16 protein-coding genes are annotated in these 18,363 nt (G+C 45.5%); 4 read left to right on the forward strand and 12 right to left on the reverse strand.

Annotated features, from left to right (window positions below; all coding sequences use genetic code 11):
• Positions 1-15: 15 nt before the first annotated feature.
• From carB to DESDE_RS01755, 12 genes are all read right to left on the reverse strand, one after another.
• A complete protein-coding gene (carB, locus tag DESDE_RS01700; protein ID WP_014792315.1) occupies positions 16-3,243 on the reverse strand; it encodes a carbamoyl-phosphate synthase large subunit in 3,228 nt (1,075 codons plus the stop codon).
• 153 nt (positions 3,244-3,396) lie between these two features.
• Complete coding sequence (locus DESDE_RS01705; protein ID WP_014792316.1) at positions 3,397-4,116, reverse strand: sulfite exporter TauE/SafE family protein; 720 nt, start codon at positions 4,114-4,116, stop codon at positions 3,397-3,399.
• Between the two features lie 164 nt (positions 4,117-4,280).
• Positions 4,281-4,949, reverse strand: coding sequence for a phosphate propanoyltransferase (pduL, locus tag DESDE_RS01710; RefSeq protein ID WP_014792318.1), 669 nt, complete (start codon positions 4,947-4,949; stop codon positions 4,281-4,283).
• A gap of 27 nt (positions 4,950-4,976) precedes the next feature.
• The gene (locus tag DESDE_RS01715) at positions 4,977-6,464 is read right to left on the reverse strand and encodes an aldehyde dehydrogenase family protein (protein ID WP_014792319.1); all 1,488 of its coding nucleotides are present in this window, start codon (positions 6,462-6,464) and stop codon (positions 4,977-4,979) included.
• Positions 6,465-6,518: 54 nt separating this feature from the next.
• Positions 6,519-6,809, reverse strand: a complete 291-nt coding sequence (locus DESDE_RS01720; RefSeq protein ID WP_014792320.1) for a BMC domain-containing protein — start codon at positions 6,807-6,809, stop codon at positions 6,519-6,521.
• 29 nt (positions 6,810-6,838) lie between these two features.
• The gene (gene eutM, locus DESDE_RS01725; protein WP_014792321.1) at positions 6,839-7,117 is read right to left on the reverse strand and encodes an ethanolamine utilization microcompartment protein EutM; all 279 of its coding nucleotides are present in this window, start codon (positions 7,115-7,117) and stop codon (positions 6,839-6,841) included.
• A 49-nt stretch (positions 7,118-7,166) separates the two neighbouring features.
• The gene (locus DESDE_RS01730; RefSeq protein ID WP_014792322.1) at positions 7,167-7,763 is read right to left on the reverse strand and encodes a cupin domain-containing protein; all 597 of its coding nucleotides are present in this window, start codon (positions 7,761-7,763) and stop codon (positions 7,167-7,169) included.
• 45 nt (positions 7,764-7,808) lie between these two features.
• Positions 7,809-8,354, reverse strand: coding sequence for a BMC domain-containing protein (locus DESDE_RS01735; protein ID WP_014792323.1), 546 nt, complete (start codon positions 8,352-8,354; stop codon positions 7,809-7,811).
• 2 nt (positions 8,355-8,356) lie between these two features.
• On the reverse strand, positions 8,357-9,691 hold the full coding sequence (locus DESDE_RS01740; RefSeq protein WP_014792324.1) for a 4Fe-4S dicluster domain-containing protein: 1,335 nt from the start codon (positions 9,689-9,691) through the stop codon (positions 8,357-8,359).
• On the reverse strand, positions 9,684-9,974 hold the full coding sequence (locus tag DESDE_RS01745) for a EutN/CcmL family microcompartment protein (protein WP_014792325.1): 291 nt from the start codon (positions 9,972-9,974) through the stop codon (positions 9,684-9,686). The genes DESDE_RS01740 and DESDE_RS01745 overlap by 8 nt, the downstream gene beginning before the upstream one ends.
• A 58-nt stretch (positions 9,975-10,032) precedes the next feature.
• The gene (gene eutJ / locus DESDE_RS01750; protein ID WP_014792326.1) at positions 10,033-10,866 is read right to left on the reverse strand and encodes an ethanolamine utilization protein EutJ; all 834 of its coding nucleotides are present in this window, start codon (positions 10,864-10,866) and stop codon (positions 10,033-10,035) included.
• A gap of 12 nt (positions 10,867-10,878) precedes the next feature.
• Entirely contained in the window at positions 10,879-11,817 is a 939-nt protein-coding gene (locus DESDE_RS01755) for an amidohydrolase family protein (RefSeq protein ID WP_014792327.1), read from the reverse strand.
• Between the two features lie 280 nt (positions 11,818-12,097).
• Here DESDE_RS01755 and DESDE_RS01760 point away from each other — a divergent pair, with 280 nt between their 5' ends.
• The 4 genes from DESDE_RS01760 to DESDE_RS01775 all read left to right on the forward strand — a co-directional run bounded on the left by DESDE_RS01760 (position 12,098) and on the right by DESDE_RS01775 (position 18,346).
• Entirely contained in the window at positions 12,098-13,492 is a 1,395-nt protein-coding gene (locus DESDE_RS01760) for a sigma-54 interaction domain-containing protein (protein WP_014792328.1), read from the forward strand.
• 356 nt (positions 13,493-13,848) lie between these two features.
• On the forward strand, positions 13,849-16,326 hold the full coding sequence (gene hpsG, locus DESDE_RS01765; protein ID WP_014792329.1) for a (2S)-3-sulfopropanediol dehydratase: 2,478 nt from the start codon (positions 13,849-13,851) through the stop codon (positions 16,324-16,326).
• 15 nt (positions 16,327-16,341) lie between these two features.
• Positions 16,342-17,274, forward strand: a complete 933-nt coding sequence (gene hpsH, locus DESDE_RS01770; RefSeq protein ID WP_014792330.1) for a (2S)-3-sulfopropanediol dehydratase activating enzyme — start codon at positions 16,342-16,344, stop codon at positions 17,272-17,274.
• Positions 17,275-17,299: 25 nt separating this feature from the next.
• On the forward strand, positions 17,300-18,346 hold the full coding sequence (locus DESDE_RS01775) for a TRAP transporter substrate-binding protein (RefSeq protein ID WP_014792331.1): 1,047 nt from the start codon (positions 17,300-17,302) through the stop codon (positions 18,344-18,346).
• Positions 18,347-18,363: the final 17 nt, after the last annotated feature.

Genomic DNA, 18,363 nt, shown 5'->3' on the forward strand with positions numbered 1-18,363 from the left:
CGTCAACGGTCTAAATCACACGATCTCACCATGATATTCCTGCAAGGACCTAACCACGGTCTTATTGGCGGCGGCTTCCTGAGACGCGGCGATTCCCTTGGCACTGGCTAGAGCGGCAGGGGTGGTAGTGATATAGGGGATTTTATATTTGATAGCGGTTTTGCGGATATAGGAATCATCCTTCACACTGAGTTTTCCAATCGGTGTATTGATCATCAATTGGATCTCGCCGTTCATGATGCCATCGGGGATGTTGGGACGGCCTTCCTCTATTTTGTGGATGAATTCGGCTTCGATTCCATGATCCTTGAGGAATTTTTGGGTCCCCTGGGTGGCTTTAATCTTAAAGCCCAGTTTGAGGAATTCCTTGGCGGTCTCGACCACCACTGAAGAGCGGTCCTGTTCTGCGATGCTCATGAGTACGGTTCCGCTGAAGGGTAAGGGGGAGTGAGTCGCTTCCTGGGCTTTGAAATAGGCCAGCCCGAAGGTATCGGCCATGCCCAGGACCTCTCCTGTGGAACGCATTTCCGGACCGAGAACGGGATCCACTTCAGGGAATTTGTCAAAGGGGAAGACCGCTTCCTTGACACCGTAATGGGCGATCTGAGCGGGTTTGAAGTTTACTGCCATATCGGTCTTTTGCCCGGTATAGTCGGCCAGGATCAATTCTGTGGCAAGCCGTGCCATAGGGATATTGCAGACCTTGGAGACTAAAGGTACGGTACGGGAAGCCCTGGGATTGGCTTCCAGGACGTAGACCTTATCCCCGGCAATGGCGTATTGGATATTCATGAGTCCTACGACATGGAGTTCCTGAGCAATCCGCTGGGTATAATCGATGATGGTATTTAGGTGGTGGTCGGCAATGGTCAGAGGAGGTATGACGCAGGCACTGTCTCCGGAGTGGATCCCCGCCAGCTCGATATGTTCCATAACGGCGGGGACGAAAGCATGGGCACCGTCTGAGATGGCATCCGCTTCCGCTTCGATGGCGTTTTCCAGGAATTTATCGATAAGGATGGGGCGTTCCGGGGTAATGTCCACGGCGGCCGCCACATACTCTTTCAGTTGCTCTTCATCAAAGACAATTTCCATGCCCCGGCCCCCCAAGACATAGGAAGGACGAACCATGACGGGATAACCGATGTTCTCCGCCACTGCTAAAGCTTCCTCCAGGGTACTGGCCATACCTGCCTGGGGCATGGGAATATTCAGCTTCTCCATCATTTTGCGGAATTGATCCCGGTCCTCGGCCTGGTCGATGACTTCCGGTACGGTACCGAGAATTCTTACTCCAGCCTCCTGAAGTTGGGCGGCGATATTCAGAGGCGTTTGGCCTCCGAATTGGACGATGGCACCGATGGGGCGTTCCTTTTCATAGATGCTTAAGACATCTTCCACGGTCAGAGGCTCGAAATACAATTTATCTGACGTGTCATAATCTGTGGACACGGTCTCGGGGTTGCAATTAATCATGATGGTCTCATAGCCCAGGTCTTTTAAAGCGAAAGCGGCATGAACGCAGCAGTAGTCAAATTCGATGCCTTGGCCGATGCGGTTGGGTCCGCCGCCCAGGATGAGGACCTTTTCCTTGTGGCTGGTGGTGACCTTGTCCGGCGCATTATAGGTGGAGTAATAATAGGAGGCGTTTTCCACTCCGCTTACGGGTACGGCATCCCAGGCTTGGGTCAACCCCAGTCCGAGACGCTGTCGGCGGACTTCCGCTTCGGAGACGGCTAAGAGTTTCGCCAGATAGCGGTCGGCAAAACCGTCTTTTTTGGCTTGAATCAGGAGTTCGGCGGGGAACTCCTTGCCCTGGTAAGTAAGAAGCCTTTCTTCCAGGTCCACCAGTTCCTTCATCTGCTCAATGAACCAGGTCTTGACATGGGTGATGGCGGTCAGTTCCACCGGGTCAGCCCCCTTGCGCAGGGCTTCGTACATCATAAAATGCCGTTCACTGGTAGGGGTCTTAAGCAGCTCCAAAAGTTCGGGGAGAGTCTTGTCGTTAAAGTCCTTGGCAAAGCCCAGGCCGTAACGGCCTATTTCCAGGGAACGAATGGCTTTTTGGAAGGCTTCCTTGTAATTTTTGCCGATGCTCATGACCTCACCTACGGCCCGCATTTGAGTGCCCAGTTTGTCATCCACACCCTTGAACTTTTCGAAGGCCCAGCGGGCGAATTTGATTACGACGTAGTCACCCCAGGGAGTATATTTATCCAGGGTTCCTTCCCGCCAGTAAGGGATTTCATCCAGGGTCAGACCGGCAGCCAGCAAGGAAGAGATCAGGGCGATGGGGAACCCTGTGGCTTTGGAAGCCAGGGCGGAGGAGCGGGAAGTACGAGGATTAATCTCGATGATAACCACCCGGTCGGTTTTGGGATCGTAGGCGAATTGAACATTGGTCCCACCAATGACTTCGATGGCTTCCACGATGGAGTAGGCGTATTTCTGGAGCCTTCCCTGGAGTTCCTGAGAGATGGTTAGCATGGGAGCGCTGCAGAAGGAATCCCCGGTATGGACCCCAATGGCATCGATGTTTTCAATGAAGCACACGGTGATCATTTGATTTTTGGAATCCCGGACCACTTCCAGCTCCAGCTCTTCCCAGCCCAGGACGGATTCCTCCACCAGAACCTGCCCGATCATGCTGGCAGAGATACCCCGATTTACGATAGTTCTCAATTCTTCCACATTGTAGACCAGGCCGCCTCCAGTGCCGCCCAGGGTGTAGGCGGGACGAATCACCACGGGATAGCCCAGTTCTTGAGCGATTTTCTCTGCTTCTTCCACACTGTAAGCGGGACTGCTTTTGGGCATATCGATACCCAGGCGTTCCATGGTTTCCTTAAAGGCGATCCGGTCTTCACCGCGCTCGATGGCATCCAGCTGTACCCCGATGACTTTCACTCCATAGTGATCAAGAATCCCTGCTTTGGCCAGTTCAGAACTCAGGTTAAGCCCTGATTGGCCTCCCAAGTTGGGCAAGAGGGCATCGGGCCGTTCCTTCTCGATGATCTCGGTGATTCTCCGGACATTGAGGGGCTCGATGTATGTGGCATCGGCGGTACTAGGGTCTGTCATAATGGTGGCCGGATTGGAATTCACCAACACCACTTCATAACCTAGATTTTTAAGGGCTTTACAAGCCTGCGTCCCTGAATAGTCAAATTCGGCGGCCTGCCCGATGACGATGGGGCCGGACCCGATAATCATTATCTTTTTAATATCTTCTCTTTTAGGCATTGGATAACCCCTCCTTACTTTGTGTTGAAAATGGTACGCACAAGAGCTTTATATAATTATACATTACCATGCATAAATATAACATCCATAAAATGAAAAATAGCGTATTTTTTTAGAAAGAGAAAAGAGACCTTCGGGGGGTCTCTTTGACATTTACGGGACTATCATTGTCGTCAAAAGTAAGTAGATACTGGTAAAAAGTAATAAAAGATAAATAATCTTTTGCAGATGTTGTTGATTAAGACGGACAAAGACAAATTGTCCAAGAATAATGCCCAGCAACATGAAAGGAATAGAAATCAGTGTGGCCTCCCAGACTATGGGAGTACTGCCATAAAGGAAGAGTTGCAGTAGAATACTGATCAGATTAATAAACACAAAATAAGCGACGGTTGTACTGCGTATGGTAGCTTTATCAAGGTTCGTTCCTGCATAATAGATCATCAGGGGAGGACCGGGCATGCCGATGCTTGTGGTGAGAAATCCAGAACACACCCCTACCAGGAGTTCCTTCCTGTCACTTTCTTTTATGCGAACTTTTGTGGCCAATAAGCATGTCGAGACCATCAATAACACACTAATGAATACTTTTAATGGCCGGGCATCCATAGTGAAGATGAGGAGTCCAGGCAGAGTACCTAATAAGCTGCCAAGGATTAATCGTTTCAGAGTCCTGACATTAACAGTATGGCGGATTTTATAAATCATCATGAGGGAGATGATAAGCGCAAGTATAATATTTAATTGGATAGCATCACGGGGGTCAAACAAGAGGAGGAGAAAGGGAATGGACATGATGGCAAAACCGAATCCAGTGGTGGCTTGTATGGTTGAGGCCGTGAGTATAATTAGTATAAGAGCATAGGTGTTCATGACTTATCCTCCTTTGTTAGCCTACAAATTTCCCACTAGCCCATAATTTAAGAGACAAGGAAAACAGAAAAATATAAAAGATTACCAAAAGGAGACGTGTGGGAACTTTGGTTTCCATACGTCTCCTTCCTTTTAAAGATATAAAAAATTTAGGATAGTAGAATTTATAGGAATGACTTCTGAGTGTTGGAGTGCGTTTGATGTATTTCTACATAATCCTGATTGTGCAGGCTGGCTGCGTTAGCTTCGTCAATATCGATATGCATTTCCAATCTATAGTGTTCGCTGACACGAATTAAGGTTTCGTTAAATACTAATCCTCGTGGACCGGCAGCGGTGACACTGATCCGCTCTTTATCCTTTACTCCGAAACGTTCTGCATCTGTAGTATGCATATGGATATGACGAGCGGCAACGATGACGCCTTCTTGTAAAGTGAGGCAGCCTAAAGGGCCTACGAGAGTAATACTGGCTGAGTTTGCTAAATCGCCGGAGTCTCTGACGGGAGGGCTGATACCGAGTTTAATCCCGTCAGAAACGGAGATTTCTACTTGGGTGTGGGTGCGGGAGGGTCCCAAAATGCGGACATTTTCAATGACTCCCTTCACCCCCACGAGGGTCACTTTTTCCTCACAGGCATATTGCTTAGGCTGAGACAAAACTTTTTTGATCTTAAAGGTATGATGCTCTCCGAAGAGGATTTTGATATCCCTTTGAGATAAATGAACATGGCGGTTGGATATGGCTACAGGGATCTTGTTGTTCTCAGATCTATGACAGATTTGTTTAATAGCTGCTTCAGTAATCATCGCAATAAGCTGGCTATTCTCCATGTGTTTCACCTGCTCTAACTCATAATACTAACAGACCTTCAACTGCTGAAGAACCTGTTTGACGATATCTTCTATAGCGTCTGATTGTATGTTCAAGGAGTCCACCTTGGGCTGCTGTAAAAGTGAAGAAGCCGCAGTTGTAAAAGTTTGTGTTTTAGCGAAGGTTGCTTTCTTGATGCCGTAGGTTAAATGTTTAATATTAATTAAATGCTGAGGTCCCAAATTTTCCGAGATGCTGCTTCCACCCCATGTACCGCAGCCTAGGGTTAAGGATGGCATGAGGCCGGTGGTTTGACCGATGCCACCAAGTGCTGAGGGAGTATTGACGATAATCCGGAAAACAGGCTTTTGAAGAAATTCGTGAATGATCGTTTCGTTAAGGGAATGAATCGCACAAGAATGGCCGATCCCGCCGAGCTTTAATAACTCAATACTTAGATTACAGGCTTCTTTCCAGTCATTAACCACGTAAAAGCCTAATACGGTGGTGAGTTTCTCGTGGGATAGAGGATAATCCCTGCCGTAACCATCCATAGGGGCAATGAGCAGTTTTGCATCAGGGGGAATGCTGATGCCGGCTTTTTCAGCAATTACTGCGGGAAGTTGTCCCACTAAAGCATTGTTCATTCCACCAGCCGGGGTGATCACGACGCGACCGGCTTTTTTCACTTCTTCTGGAGATAGGAAATAGGCACCCAGCCTTTTTAGTTCGGCTATCACTTCATCTTGGATAGGCTGGTCCACAATAATCGACTGCTCTGAAGCACAGATCATTCCATTATCAAAGGTTTTGCTGACCATAATATCAGAGACGGCTTGCTTGACATCTGCAGTTCGCTCAATGAAGACAGGAACATTACCCGATCCCACCCCAAAGGCTGGTTTACCGGCACTGTATGCCGATTTAACTAAGCCTGGTCCACCTGTCGCGATAATCGCGGCCACATCGCTGTGGTGCATCAGTTCATTGGTAGCTTGGAGGGAGGTTAGGCTGAGGCATGAACACACCCCGTCAGGAGCTCCGGCCCTGACGGCAGCCTCATTGATAAGCTCTGCAGTGGCACATCCGCATTGGACAGCAAAGGGATGGGGGGAGAAGACGATGGAATTAGCTCCCTTGATGGCGCAAAGGGCATTGTGAATGATGGTTGAGGTGGGATTGGTACGAGGTGTAACTCCTACTAATACACCCATAGGGGCGGCATAGCGAATGACTTTCGCGTAGGAATCTTCACTGATCGTGCCGATGGTTTTGATATGTTTTGTTGATTCATAGACCTCCCTCGAGGCAAAAAGATTTTTGGCTATTTTGTGCTCAACGATACCGTATTCAGTCTCCTTACAAGCCATCCGTGCCAATCTTTCAGCATTCGCTTCGATGGCTTCAACGATGGATACCAATATCTTATCAATTTGCTGCTCATTAAAATGGGCTAATTGGAGTTGGGCTTCTTTGGCCTTTTTGACGAGATGACGAGATTCTTGAATAGAAGCCAAATCAGTATCTAATACCACGATGAATCATCCTTTCCTAGTAGTGGGAGATTAATGCTATGGTGTTGGTCATCTTTACGCCTTTGCTGAATCATCGTGGGGAAGAATCATTTCGACTTCTGCGTGAGGTCTCGGAATAACATGAACGGATTTTAATTCACCTATACGTTGTGCAGCAGCAGCACCGGCATCTGTAGCGGCTTTGACCGCTCCGACGTCTCCACGTACCATGACGGTAACGAGGCCGCCCCCGACGAGAACTTTACCAATTAAATGAACATTAGCCGCTTTTACCATAGCATCAGCCGCTTCAATCGATCCAACCAAACCTTTAGTTTCAACCATTCCTAATGCATCTTGTTGCATTACGTTCGCCTCCTAAATTTAAAATTTAATTATTTTACTTTAGGTAAAATCATTTCAACATCGCTATGAGGTCTAGGAATAACATGAACAGAAATCAATTCACCCACACGTTGTGCAGCGGCAGCACCGGCATCTGTAGCTGCTTTGACTGCACCGACATCTCCACGAACCATGACGGTAACGAGACCACCACCTACGAGGACATCCCCGATTAAATGGACATTAGCGGCCTTTACCATGGCATCTGCCGCCTCGATGGAACCGATGAGACCTTTGGTTTCGATCATTCCTAAAGCTTCCTGTTGCATGATTAAATCCTCCTTTTAAAGGGTAATTTAGCAGATTAAAAAGGGTAAGTTAGCAGACATACAAGAGTTTGACTTTATCTGAAGTAGACAAGGTGATGGTGGCATGGGCAGGAATATACAGTGTATCGCCAGCCTGTGCAGTATAGCAGCGGTTATCGACACAACATTCCAAGGTACCCTCGACGATGTAATCGATTTCATCCTTTGTAGTCGTTGAAGTGTAGTCGGTTTTCTCGAGGGTCATAATCCCTACCGAATAGTTGGAGCATTCTTTTTTATTAAATAGCTCTTTGATCTTGATGCAATCCTTGGGGTTACCTGTATTAAAGTCTTCTAAAATCAGATGGCTTCCCTTGACAATCCTTAAACCACAGGGGTCTGCTTCTTTATGGGGCGGTAAAGGACACTGGGGTTGCTTTAAGAAGACCATGACTTCTTCCACGATCTTGGCTAGAAGGGCAGGATCGAGGGAAGAAGCCGAGGGTTGATTTGGTGAAGAAAGGGAACGGACTGTAATTTCTACTCCCAACTCCTTAGCAGCATCGTTAGCTGCAGGGGTAATGATACTTTCTTCAGAAACATAGAGTATTGTTTGATGGTTTTCAGCTGTAGTTTTGACATCAGCAGCTGTGATTAAGGCTTTCAATGGTCATTTCACCTCCTTAGGTAGTAGTTTTCCGAAGAAGAATTTCTAACAGAGGCACTGTTTCAAATTATAATGTGGGGAAGGAATCACGACTTTCTCTACAAGCATTCCTCTTTCGGAAGCCAGAGCAGCTCCTGCTGCAACGGAGGATTCCACCGAAGCCACGTCGCCGGTGAGAGTCACAAAAGATTTTCCGCCGATTCCCATGCCGATCCGAATTTCAACCAAGTCCACTTGACCTGTTTTGGCAGCTGTATCAGCGGCAACGATGAGTGAGGCTACAGAAAAGGTTTCAATGATCCCCAAAGCTATAATCTCCGTAATGGGTGTAGTCGATGAGATGGCTTTGAGAACTTGGGGATGAACGTTGGGAAGGATAAAATCGTCAAGTACTGAGTTGGCAGCAATGCCTTTTCCAGCGTCTACAGAACTTTGAACGGCAGCAACATCACCGCAAATCAGTATAGTATACTTTCCCGGGCAAACAGGTTTTGCCTCGAGAAGGTCCACTTGGGCTGCTTTCAGCATAGCATCAGCCGCTTCGATCCCTTTAGCAATACTGTTGATTTCCACCAAACCTATGGATTCCATGGCTATTTTTCACTTCCTTCACTTGAAGAGATAAAGATGCTGTTCGTAATTTTTTTGACGACCCCGTCGATACTGGCATGAAGACAAGCCCCTATGCCATTGGTGGGAGGGAAAGCAATGGCATCGCCTTTCTTAACCTTACTTCCAACTTTAACGGAAGGTTTGCACGGGGCACCGATATGTTGGCATAATTTTATGGCGACATTGTGAACGGGATAGTTCTGTTCATTTAGGGGTGCACTTTGGTCATATTGTGTTAAAGCGAGTCGAGAAATAAGGCGCTTAATCGGTATTTTACGATGCTTCCGGAGAGGGTCGACAGTTCGGTTGGCTGGGGAGGGATCAGGCTTAATGCCCATTTTTGATAATTCATGTTTAAGCATGGCATTCACAGCTCGGGGGGAGAGCCCCATAATGCAGGCGTATTGTTCACAAACACCACATTCAGAGCAGGAAAAAGCCATTTTCATCGTGTTTTCATCCCCTTGGAGATGTTTAACCATTAGCATCATTTTGTGAGGCTCAATCTTATGTCCCAGCAGGTAACGGGGGCATAAATCCGTACAATAACGACACTGCATACAACTGACCCGTGATTGGCGCAGAACCTTGTCTGAGGGGAGAGTTTTGCTCTTAATCAAAGGATGATCTTGTGGCAAGAGGATTAATCCTTTGGTGGTTTTAGTGATGGGTTGGGCCACATCATCGACGATGTTTCCCATCATAGGGCCGCCTTCAATGATCTTCATATGTTCTAAATCATGGTAACCGGCAAACCCTAAGGCTGCGATGATGGAAGTTCCAATGGGTAATTTTATGGTCATGGGTTGATTGACTTCACCTGTAATGGTGAGATAGGTATCTGTCACAGGTTTACCTGCAACGGCATCAACGATATTGATTAAGGTTTCTACATTATTGACGATACAGTCGACTTTTAGGGGAATGCCTCCTTGGGGTATGAGACGGCCAGTCGACTCATAGACGATAAGATGTTCGTCACCGGCCGGATAAAAATCGTTCAGGATGTGAATTCGGATAGGTTTGCCGGCAATTTCTTTTTCCAGTGCGGCAATGGCATCCTTATACTTGCTTTTAAGAGCGATGATTCCTTCGCCGGCACCCGTTATAGACATCACTATTTCTAAGCCCATAACCACTTTAGCTGCTTGGGACGCCATCAGTTGCTGGTCAACTCGAAGCAGGGGTTCACACTCAGCCCCATTGACGATGACGATTTGTGCTTTTGCAGCAACTTTTACATGAGTCGGGAAACCGGCACCCCCGGCACCTACTACACCTGCTTCTTTAATTTTTTGGATTAATTCTTCACGCATTCTTAGGCACCTCGTCCGATTTATCTTTTTCCTCGTCTATGATCCCGACGATCACAGAATCGATGGGCGAGGAATTAAAGCTGTCCATATTTCGTGCTGAGCTACCTTCACTGACTAAGACCTTTTCGCCGATTCCCGCTCCAATAATGTCGGCACAAACAATGATGCGGCCTAATTCATCATTGGGACGATCAAGGAGCTGGACAATCATCAGCTTAGTCCCTATCAAAGAATCATCTTTCCGTGTGGCCCAGATACTGTTGATTACTTTTCCAATTCGCATAAATTCACCCCATGGTTACTAAGATTTGCAGACAGGATAAGGGCTGCCTGCTTAGTCGTCAGGAACAGGCCTTGGTTACTTCTAAAGCGATTCCTAAGGGAGTCACAAGGAAGGGATTGGCTGGTTTAATGACTGGCAGATGAAGCTCTGCCTCAATAATGGTTTCAAACTGTGTAAAACAGCCCGTACCGCCAACAAGAAAAACCTTATCGACGTTGCGATTTTGAATATGTTGTCTGATGATAGTCGTAAATTTTTCAATAACAGGCTTGATAGTTGGCAACAGCATCTGATGATGATTAGAATCATTTTTTAGTTTTTCTGCTTTTTCAAAAGGGATTTTACAAGCTCCTGAAATAACTAAACTCACATGGACCCCCCCTGTTGGTTCATCGGCAAGATAGGCCACCCGGCCATCTTCAATGATTGCAATACCTGTGGTTCCTCCTCCGATGTCCACGACAGCACCATTCTCAATATTCAATACATTATTGGCGGCGGAAGGTTCATCAATGGAAACGGCCACTTCAAAGCCGACAGCCTCGGCAATATAGCGAAAGGCTTTTTGGTCACCTTCGGAGGTTCCAGGGGGATAGGCTATTCCCGCTTGGAGGAGTTCTGCGTCAAGGGAATTCTCGATTTTTGCTTTGAGTTCCCCCACGATCTCAACGGCCCCATGATAATCAACAACAAGTCCGTCCCGGACGACTTGTGCAAAGCGCATGGCGCCGGCTACGGGGGCGCCGTCTTCATCAACGACTGCGAGAACGGTGTAAGCAGTGCCCAGATCGACTCCACTATAAAGCTTCTTATGTCCGCTATAGGGCTTGGGGTGCTCGATGACTTCTTGAAAAGCCTCAATGAGCTGGTTAGCTTTTCCTATAGTTTTCATGAGTGCCCTCAGTTAGCGACTCGCTAACATGCCTTTCTGTGAAAGCTGGGCAATCACATTTTCGATAATAACTTGTATCTGTTGACTATCCATCGTCTTGCTCACGGAGGAAGCACTATCACTAAGCCCCAAGATTTTAGCAGCATTTTTATACATCACTTTTTCACGAACTTCGGGTTTAAAGGGGAGTTGTTCATAATTTTTCAAAGCAATTTTAAAATCAACAAAGGGATGAGCGCTGGCGTACATGATTTTATCACTGAGAATTGAGTTGGCGGCTTCTATATAGGCGTCCGCTTGTGGGAAGAATTCATATTCTGATAACTCAAGGAAGACATTAGCATTCCGTTGTGCGACAGTAATCATTTCATTGACCCAAGGATATCCACCATGACTGACAATAATCTTCAACTCGGGAAAGTCGCGAGCTACAAAGTCAATGTAGCGAGGGGCAACATGATCGATAACCGCATTAGGAACTAAGGTTCCAGGGCCGGTGGCAATAATTAAAGGAATATCTAATTCGCAACACTTTGCATAAATCGGGTAGTATTTGGCGTCGTTAACATAAATACGGGCCAGGTAGGGGTCAATTGCGGCTCCCTTGATCCCTTCATTGTTAACAACATGTTTAAGTTCTTCTATAGCGGCCATTCCTTTGTGGGGATCTAATCCTGCAAAACCGATAAACTTGTCAGGAAATCGATGACAGAACTCGATCACACTCGTGTTATTTGATTTTGCACCGTAAGTTGTTTCACAATCCCGGCCGGAAATCACAGCCTTAACGACATGATGATGATCCAGCTCCTGAACAACTTCCTCTACAGTTTGAGGGAGCATTTTGTTAAAATCGATGGATTGGCACATCCCTTTAAAAGCAGGGTTGCTCGAGATTCCTTTTAAGATTTCTTCAGTATTAGGTCTAAATCTGAAATCAATAATGGTCATGAAGCTTCCTCCTTGTTATTAGACAGACCGGAGCGCATAGTCTGTCAAAGTTAACACACTTCAGTAAACAACATTGCAAGATTCATTCCAACCCTCTAATCAGCCTAAAGAATGTTCTGGGGATTTACATAAAGCAAATCGGTGATAAAATTGTTGTAAAGGTGCAACGAGTGAAAGGATTCGGAGTTGAGTTTGTGAATGGGGGTATAAGGACAAGGCGATTGGTGCAATACTGCATACCTGTTGCTATGATGCAACGAGTACAGGGAGGGATTATTCAATGACACAGGATTATTGGAGTAATTCGGGTATTTCTGGACTTCATCAGCAAGTTATTGAAGTGCTTTCTGAGGGAGTTTACATTTCTGATGCCGAGGGTATGACTATTGCGGTTAATTCCATGTACGAACAGCTTACCGGTTTGAAATGTAAAGAGGTTATAGGGAAAAATGTTAAGGAGCTAGTAGGTAAGGGAATATACAGTGTGGCTCTAAATCCGGAAATAGTGGTCACCGGTGAGCATAAATCGTCGGTGCAGATCACGAAGACAGGGCAAAAAGTTTTATTAAACGGCTATCCCATATGTGATGAATCAGGTAAAGTTTGCTTTGTTTTGACCTTTGTCAGAGATATTTCTTTATTGTCCCGGTTAAAGGAGCAGATTGTAGAGCAACAGGATACGATTATTAAGTACCGTGAAGCGAATAAGCATTGCAAAAAGGTCTTAAAAAGTAACTCCGAAATATTTAAAAGCAAAAAAATGCTTACCCTAATGGAAAAATTGAAAAGGATAGCCAAAACAGATGCCACAGTTTTGCTCTTGGGGGAAACTGGGGTAGGGAAAGATGTTTTAGCACACAAAATTCATGAATATAGCGCGAGACGCAATGAACTTTTCCTAAAAATTGATTGTTCGACCATCCCTGAGAACTTAATTGAATCTGAGTTATTTGGTTATGATTACGGTGCCTTTTCGGGAGCCAGTACAAAAGGGAAGGCCGGGCTGTTCGAGATGGCGGATAAAGGGACATTGTTTTTAGACGAAATTGGCGAAATTCCTTTACAGCTGCAGGTAAAGCTACTGCGTGTTCTACAGGATCAAGAAATAATCCATATCGGTTCAACAAAGGTTCGAAAAGTCGATGTCCGTTTTATCGCCGCAACCAATCGGAATTTAGAAGAAGAAGTAAAGAAAGGCCGTTTTCGGAGTGATCTCTACTATCGCTTACGTGTTGCCGATCTTGAGATTCCACCGCTACGTGAAAGAAAGGGGGACATCAGCGCCATGATGCGAGCTTTTTTTGACAAATACAATTCTAAGTATCGTAAGCAGATATCCTTTACTAAAGAGGTGGAGCAAGTGTTCCTTTCTTATAAATGGCCGGGTAATGTCCGCCAACTGGATAATTTTATTCAGAGCCTCGTTGTAACCGGTGAGAAGAAGGCTCTTGATGTACAGGATTTGCCTCAGTATATGCTTATCAATCTCAATATGGAGGAAGACTCCGCTGATCATCACCAAGAAAAATCCTTGGATCAACTTGTAAGAGATTATGAAAAAAATTTACTCAAAAAAGCCTTGGATCAATATAAATCAGGCTCGAAGGTTGCTGAGGTATTGAGGGTAGACCGCTCAACAATATTTAGAAAAGCCAAAAAATATAATCTTTTGTGATAAATGTTGCAGTTTGGAAACCTTGATGCAGGATGACAACATAGTCCTACCTATTGGGATAGTTAGCACATGCACTTTGCATGAAAGAGTTTGTGCATAGTTGCAACATAGTTTTCCCTGCATTATTGCGAAGACAGCATGTTTCAAGGAATTCGTGGTTGGCATAAGTTTTGCAATGAAGAAAGGCAAGGAGCGCAATTGGTTATCTTAATAACAAAGGAGAGTGATTGACAGACGGCTTGGTTTTAACCAAAGCAGCTTAGTGAGCTATAAAAGTTATCACACTTGCCATTCACGTCCAGACCCCGGGCAAGGGGTTCCCACGAATTAGTATGAGTGAAAGGAGTTTATCAAAGATGAACGCATGCTGTTTATCCCCTCACGAGCAAAGAATTTTAGATGAACAAAAGGGCAAGGTCAGTTTCGAAGGCCGTGAGCGAGTATTCAAAATTCTAACGAGTTTCCAAAACCTTCGCCCTAAAATTGATGTCGAACGCGCAAAATATTTTACAGAGTCCTTTAAAGTGACCGAAGGCCAACCTTTACAGTTAAGATGGGCAAAAGCATTAATGCACATTGCTCAGAACATGACAGTCTATATTGATGGTGATCAACTTATTGTAGGTCGTGCCGGCTGTCAGGGACGCTATGGGATTGTTTTCCCGGAGTTAGACGGGGATTTCCTTGGCTTAGCGATTGAACAGCTGCCCCAACGTGTGGAGTCTCCCTTTGATATCGATCCCGATGATGCACAAGTTATTATCAAAGATGTTGCTCCTTACTGGAAGGGCAAGACATTCCACGAAGATTTAGCTAAGGAACTTCCCAAAGACACCTTGAAGGTAACTTATGACCCGGAAGATCCATTGATTTCAAGGTTCATTGTCAACGAAACAGCATCCTTCCGGTCATCCATTCAATGGGTGCACGACTATGAAAAGATCCTGAAGAGAGGCTTTAAGGGCATTAAAGAAGAAGCCCAGGAAAAGCTGGCCAACCTTGATCCCATGAGCCCTGTAGATAATATGGAAAAGAAACCTTTCCTCGAAGCGGTAATTATCACCTGTGATGCCATTGTCCTTTGGGCCAATCGCCATGCGCAATTAGCTGCAGATTATGCAAAAAAGGAAAGGGATCCCCAACGCAAACAGGAATTGTTGGGTATTGCCGAGAGATGTGCCTGGGTACCTGAGAATCCGGCTCGCAACTTCCGCGAAGCGGTTCAATCACAATGGTTTGTGCAGATGTTCTCCAGAATTGAGCAAAAAACGGGTACGATTATTTCCAATGGCCGGATGGACCAATATTTCTATCCTTATTACAAAAAAGATATTGAAGACGGTATCCTCACGGATGAGCAAACCATCGAACTGCTGGAATGCATGTGGGTTGGCATGGCCCAATTCATTGACCTTTACTTATCGCCCACAGGTGGCGCGTTCAATGAAGGGTATGCTCACTGGGAGGCCGTTACTGTCGGCGGTCAGACTCCCGACGGTTTGGATGCAACCAATGAGCTCACGTATCTATTCCTAAAATCCAAACAAGAATTTCCCCTTAATTATCCTGACTTGGCTGCGCGGATTCATTCTGGCTCCCCCGATCGGTACCTCCATGAAGTTGCAGAGACCATTAAAGAAGGAACCGGTTTCCCGAAACTCATCAATGATGAGGAAGTTGTGCCGCTCCTCCTCTCTAAAGGCGCAAAATTTGACGAAGCAATGGACTATGCTGTATCCGGTTGCGCTGAGTGTCGTATGCCCAACCGGGACACCTATACCAGTGGTAATCCCTATATTAACTTTGCTGCGGCAGTGGAGATGACATTGTACAACGGGAAAATGATAAAATACGGAAATGAGCAGCTTGGACTTGAAACCGGCGACCCGACTCAATTCAAGACTTGGGATGAATTCTGGGAGGCTTATCTTGCCCAACAAACCAACTTCCTTAAACATGCTTTCATTCAGCAACATATCATCATCAGGCTGCGTGCTCAACATTTTGCCTCACCCTTAGGTTCTTTAATGCACGATCTTTGTATGGAGAATTGTATCGATCTCCATCAACCCGTGATTAAAGGAGGTATTGATTTAGGTTACTTTGAGTTAATTGGCTATGGGACTGTGGTAGATTCTTTAGCTGCTATTAAGAAACTGGTCTACGAAGAGAAGAAGCTAACCATGGCTGAGTTGATTGAAGCTGTTCAGAATAACTTTGAAGGGTACGAAGCTATCCGTGAAATGCTCATGCATACACCGAAGTATGGCAACAATGATCCCTACCCGGATGCTATTGCTAAAGAAGTGGATCGTCAGGCCCTTGAATTTACGAAAAAATATTCAAAAGAGTTGGGTGTCCATTTGGATCTGAGACTTGTACCGTTCACTTCCCATGTACCTTTCGGAAAGGTCGTCAGCGCAACACCCAACGGCAGAAAAGCATGGACTCCGCTGGCTGATGGTTCCTCAGCATCCCATGGTGCTGATATTTATGGTCCAACAGCAGTGCTTCTATCCAATTTCTACTCGAAGAATTATGGTTATCGCAATCGGGCCGCTCGCTTGTTGAACCTCAAATTAAGTCCTTCCTGCGTAGCCGGTGAGGAAGGTAGCGAAAAATTAGTATCCTTCATTAGAACATGGTGCGATTTGAAATTGTGGCATGTCCAATTCAATATTATCAATAGAGAAACATTACTTGCTGCAAAGAAAGATCCTGATAAATATCGCGGTTTGATTGTTCGAGTCGCAGGCTATAGTGCCTACTTTGTAGATCTTTCCTCAGATCTCCAAGACGATATCATCGCTAGAACAGAGCATGAGGCGATCTAAGGAGGAGGTTCTTTTATGGGGGAGTCGAGGGCTTCTGATGAGCGTAGATATGGATTAGTCTTTAATATTCAACACTATTCAGTTCATGATGGTCCAGGAATACGAACAATTATTTTTACCAAGGGTTGCCCCCTCAGATGTGAGTGGTGCAGCAATCCTGAGTCTCAGCAAACACAACCACAGCTTGGATTTAATCCCCATAAATGCATAGGCATAAAAGCTTGCTTTCGATGTGCGGAGGTGTGTGTCTATGGAGCAATCAAACTGAATACAGAGGAAAACGACAAGATTTTTGTTGATCGTAAATTCTGTACGGATTGCGTGAAATGTGTAGATGTCTGTCCTTCTCAAGCCTTACAAGTCTTCGGCAAACCCATAACCGTTGAAGAAGCGATCAGGGAAGTTGAAAAAGACAGTGTGTTTTATGCACGATCCGGAGGTGGTTTAACCATTAGCGGTGGTGAACCTTTAATGCAAGCGGACTTTGTTACGGAAACATTAAAGGAAGCCCGTAAGAGAAGACTTAAAACGACCATCGAAACCTGTGGTTATGCAGATTGGCCAAGCATGGAAAACGTTTGTCAATATCTGACTTCAATTATTATGGATATCAAATGCATGGACTCCGAAAAGCACAAAAAGTATACAGGTGCTCCCAATGAGCTTATTCTAGAAAACTTTAATAAGCTTTGCGAGGGCTTTCCAAAGTTGCCAAAACTTATTAGAACCCCAGTGGTCCCCGGTTTTAACGATACAGAAGAAGATATTAAGGAAATTGCCAATCTTGTTAAGGGTAAACTCAATGTTACTTATGAGCTGCTTAAGTATCACCGTCTAGGACAACAAAAATATCACTTTTTGGGGAAAGATTATCCACTAAGTGATACCCAGCTTGGGGACGCAAAATTTGAACAACTTAAGGAGCTCGCAAAGTCCATTTTAGACTAGAGAGTGTTTGGAAGGAGAATGGTATATGAAAAAGAGGTTATTTAAGCTTTCGATTCTCATCTTATCCTGTCTTCTTGTCTTTTCTCTGTCAGGGTGTAAAAAGGCTGATGAAGCCGCCGCTCCAGCCGCAGGATCAGGAGTTGCTGATAAAAAAGTCGTCATTCGTTTGGGACATCCCATGGCACCTGGTAATAATGTAACGGTGGGTTATGAAAAATTCAAGGAAATCGTCGAGCAAAAGTCTGGCGGAAGAATTGAAATTCAAATCTTCGGAAATACAACCCTAGGTAGTGACCGTGTAACAATGGAATCCACCCAAAAGGGCACTTTGGAAATGTCCTCCAGCTCATCTCCCAATATGGCCAGTTTTGCCCGTGAATTCATGGTCTTCGACCTTCCTTATATCACCCAACCCGAAAATCAACAAAAATTGTACGACGCTTTAGATAATGGTGAACTAGGCAAGTACTTGGACAACGTGTGTGCGAAAGTCGGCTTGAAGCCCATTATGTACAGTGAATATGGCTACCGTAACTTTGTGACCACGAACAAACCCATCGCCAATGCCTCCGATTTAAAAGGCTTAAAAGTGCGGACCACGGATTCACCTGTAGAAGTTGCTGTGGCTGAGGCTTTAGGAATGAGCGCTACTCCGGTCGCCTGGGGAGAAACGTATACAGCATTGCAACAGGGAACCGTTGATGCAGAAGGAAATACCTGGGGCTTGCTTTCGGATGCGAAGCATGGTGAAGTACTATCCTACGGCATTGACTCAGGCCATAACTACAGCATGCATTTGCTCATGATCAATAAAAATTATTTTGATGCTTTGCCTCAAGACCTACAAACGATATTAGTAGAATCCGGTAAGGAGGCTCTGGATTGGCAGCGTACAGTAACCATTGAGCTGGAGGATAAAGCCAAACAAAAGCTAATCGATGACGGAATGACGATTAAAGAATTGTCTCCAGCTGAAAAAGAAGAATTTAAGACCTTAACTCGTCCGATTTGGGATAAATTCCCGGAAATTCCTCAAGAATTGATTGATTTAGTCACAGCTACTCAACAATAACAGCAACAGCATTTGAA

Origin of the sequence: Desulfitobacterium dehalogenans ATCC 51507, from assembly GCF_000243155.2 — a bacterium.
In the GTDB taxonomy this organism is placed as follows: domain Bacteria; phylum Bacillota; class Desulfitobacteriia; order Desulfitobacteriales; family Desulfitobacteriaceae; genus Desulfitobacterium; species Desulfitobacterium dehalogenans.

Coding starts and splice junctions, on each gene's coding strand:
- hpsH (WP_014792330.1), top strand. CDS start 16,342: ATGGGGGAGTCGAGGGCTTCTGATGAGCGTAGATATGGATTAGTCTTT.
- carB (WP_014792315.1), bottom strand. CDS start 3,243: ATGCCTAAAAGAGAAGATATTAAAAAGATAATGATTATCGGGTCCGGC.
- DESDE_RS01745 (WP_014792325.1), bottom strand. CDS start 9,974: ATGCGAATTGGAAAAGTAATCAACAGTATCTGGGCCACACGGAAAGAT.
- DESDE_RS01720 (WP_014792320.1), bottom strand. CDS start 6,809: ATGCAACAAGATGCATTAGGAATGGTTGAAACTAAAGGTTTGGTTGGA.
- DESDE_RS01755 (WP_014792327.1), bottom strand. CDS start 11,817: ATGACCATTATTGATTTCAGATTTAGACCTAATACTGAAGAAATCTTA.
- DESDE_RS01760 (WP_014792328.1), top strand. CDS start 12,098: ATGACACAGGATTATTGGAGTAATTCGGGTATTTCTGGACTTCATCAG.
- eutM (WP_014792321.1), bottom strand. CDS start 7,117: ATGCAACAGGAAGCTTTAGGAATGATCGAAACCAAAGGTCTCATCGGT.
- DESDE_RS01775 (WP_014792331.1), top strand. CDS start 17,300: ATGAAAAAGAGGTTATTTAAGCTTTCGATTCTCATCTTATCCTGTCTT.
- eutJ (WP_014792326.1), bottom strand. CDS start 10,866: ATGAAAACTATAGGAAAAGCTAACCAGCTCATTGAGGCTTTTCAAGAA.
- DESDE_RS01705 (WP_014792316.1), bottom strand. CDS start 4,116: ATGAACACCTATGCTCTTATACTAATTATACTCACGGCCTCAACCATA.
- DESDE_RS01735 (WP_014792323.1), bottom strand. CDS start 8,354: ATGGAATCCATAGGTTTGGTGGAAATCAACAGTATTGCTAAAGGGATC.
- hpsG (WP_014792329.1), top strand. CDS start 13,849: ATGAACGCATGCTGTTTATCCCCTCACGAGCAAAGAATTTTAGATGAA.
- pduL (WP_014792318.1), bottom strand. CDS start 4,949: ATGGAGAATAGCCAGCTTATTGCGATGATTACTGAAGCAGCTATTAAA.
- DESDE_RS01740 (WP_014792324.1), bottom strand. CDS start 9,691: ATGCGTGAAGAATTAATCCAAAAAATTAAAGAAGCAGGTGTAGTAGGT.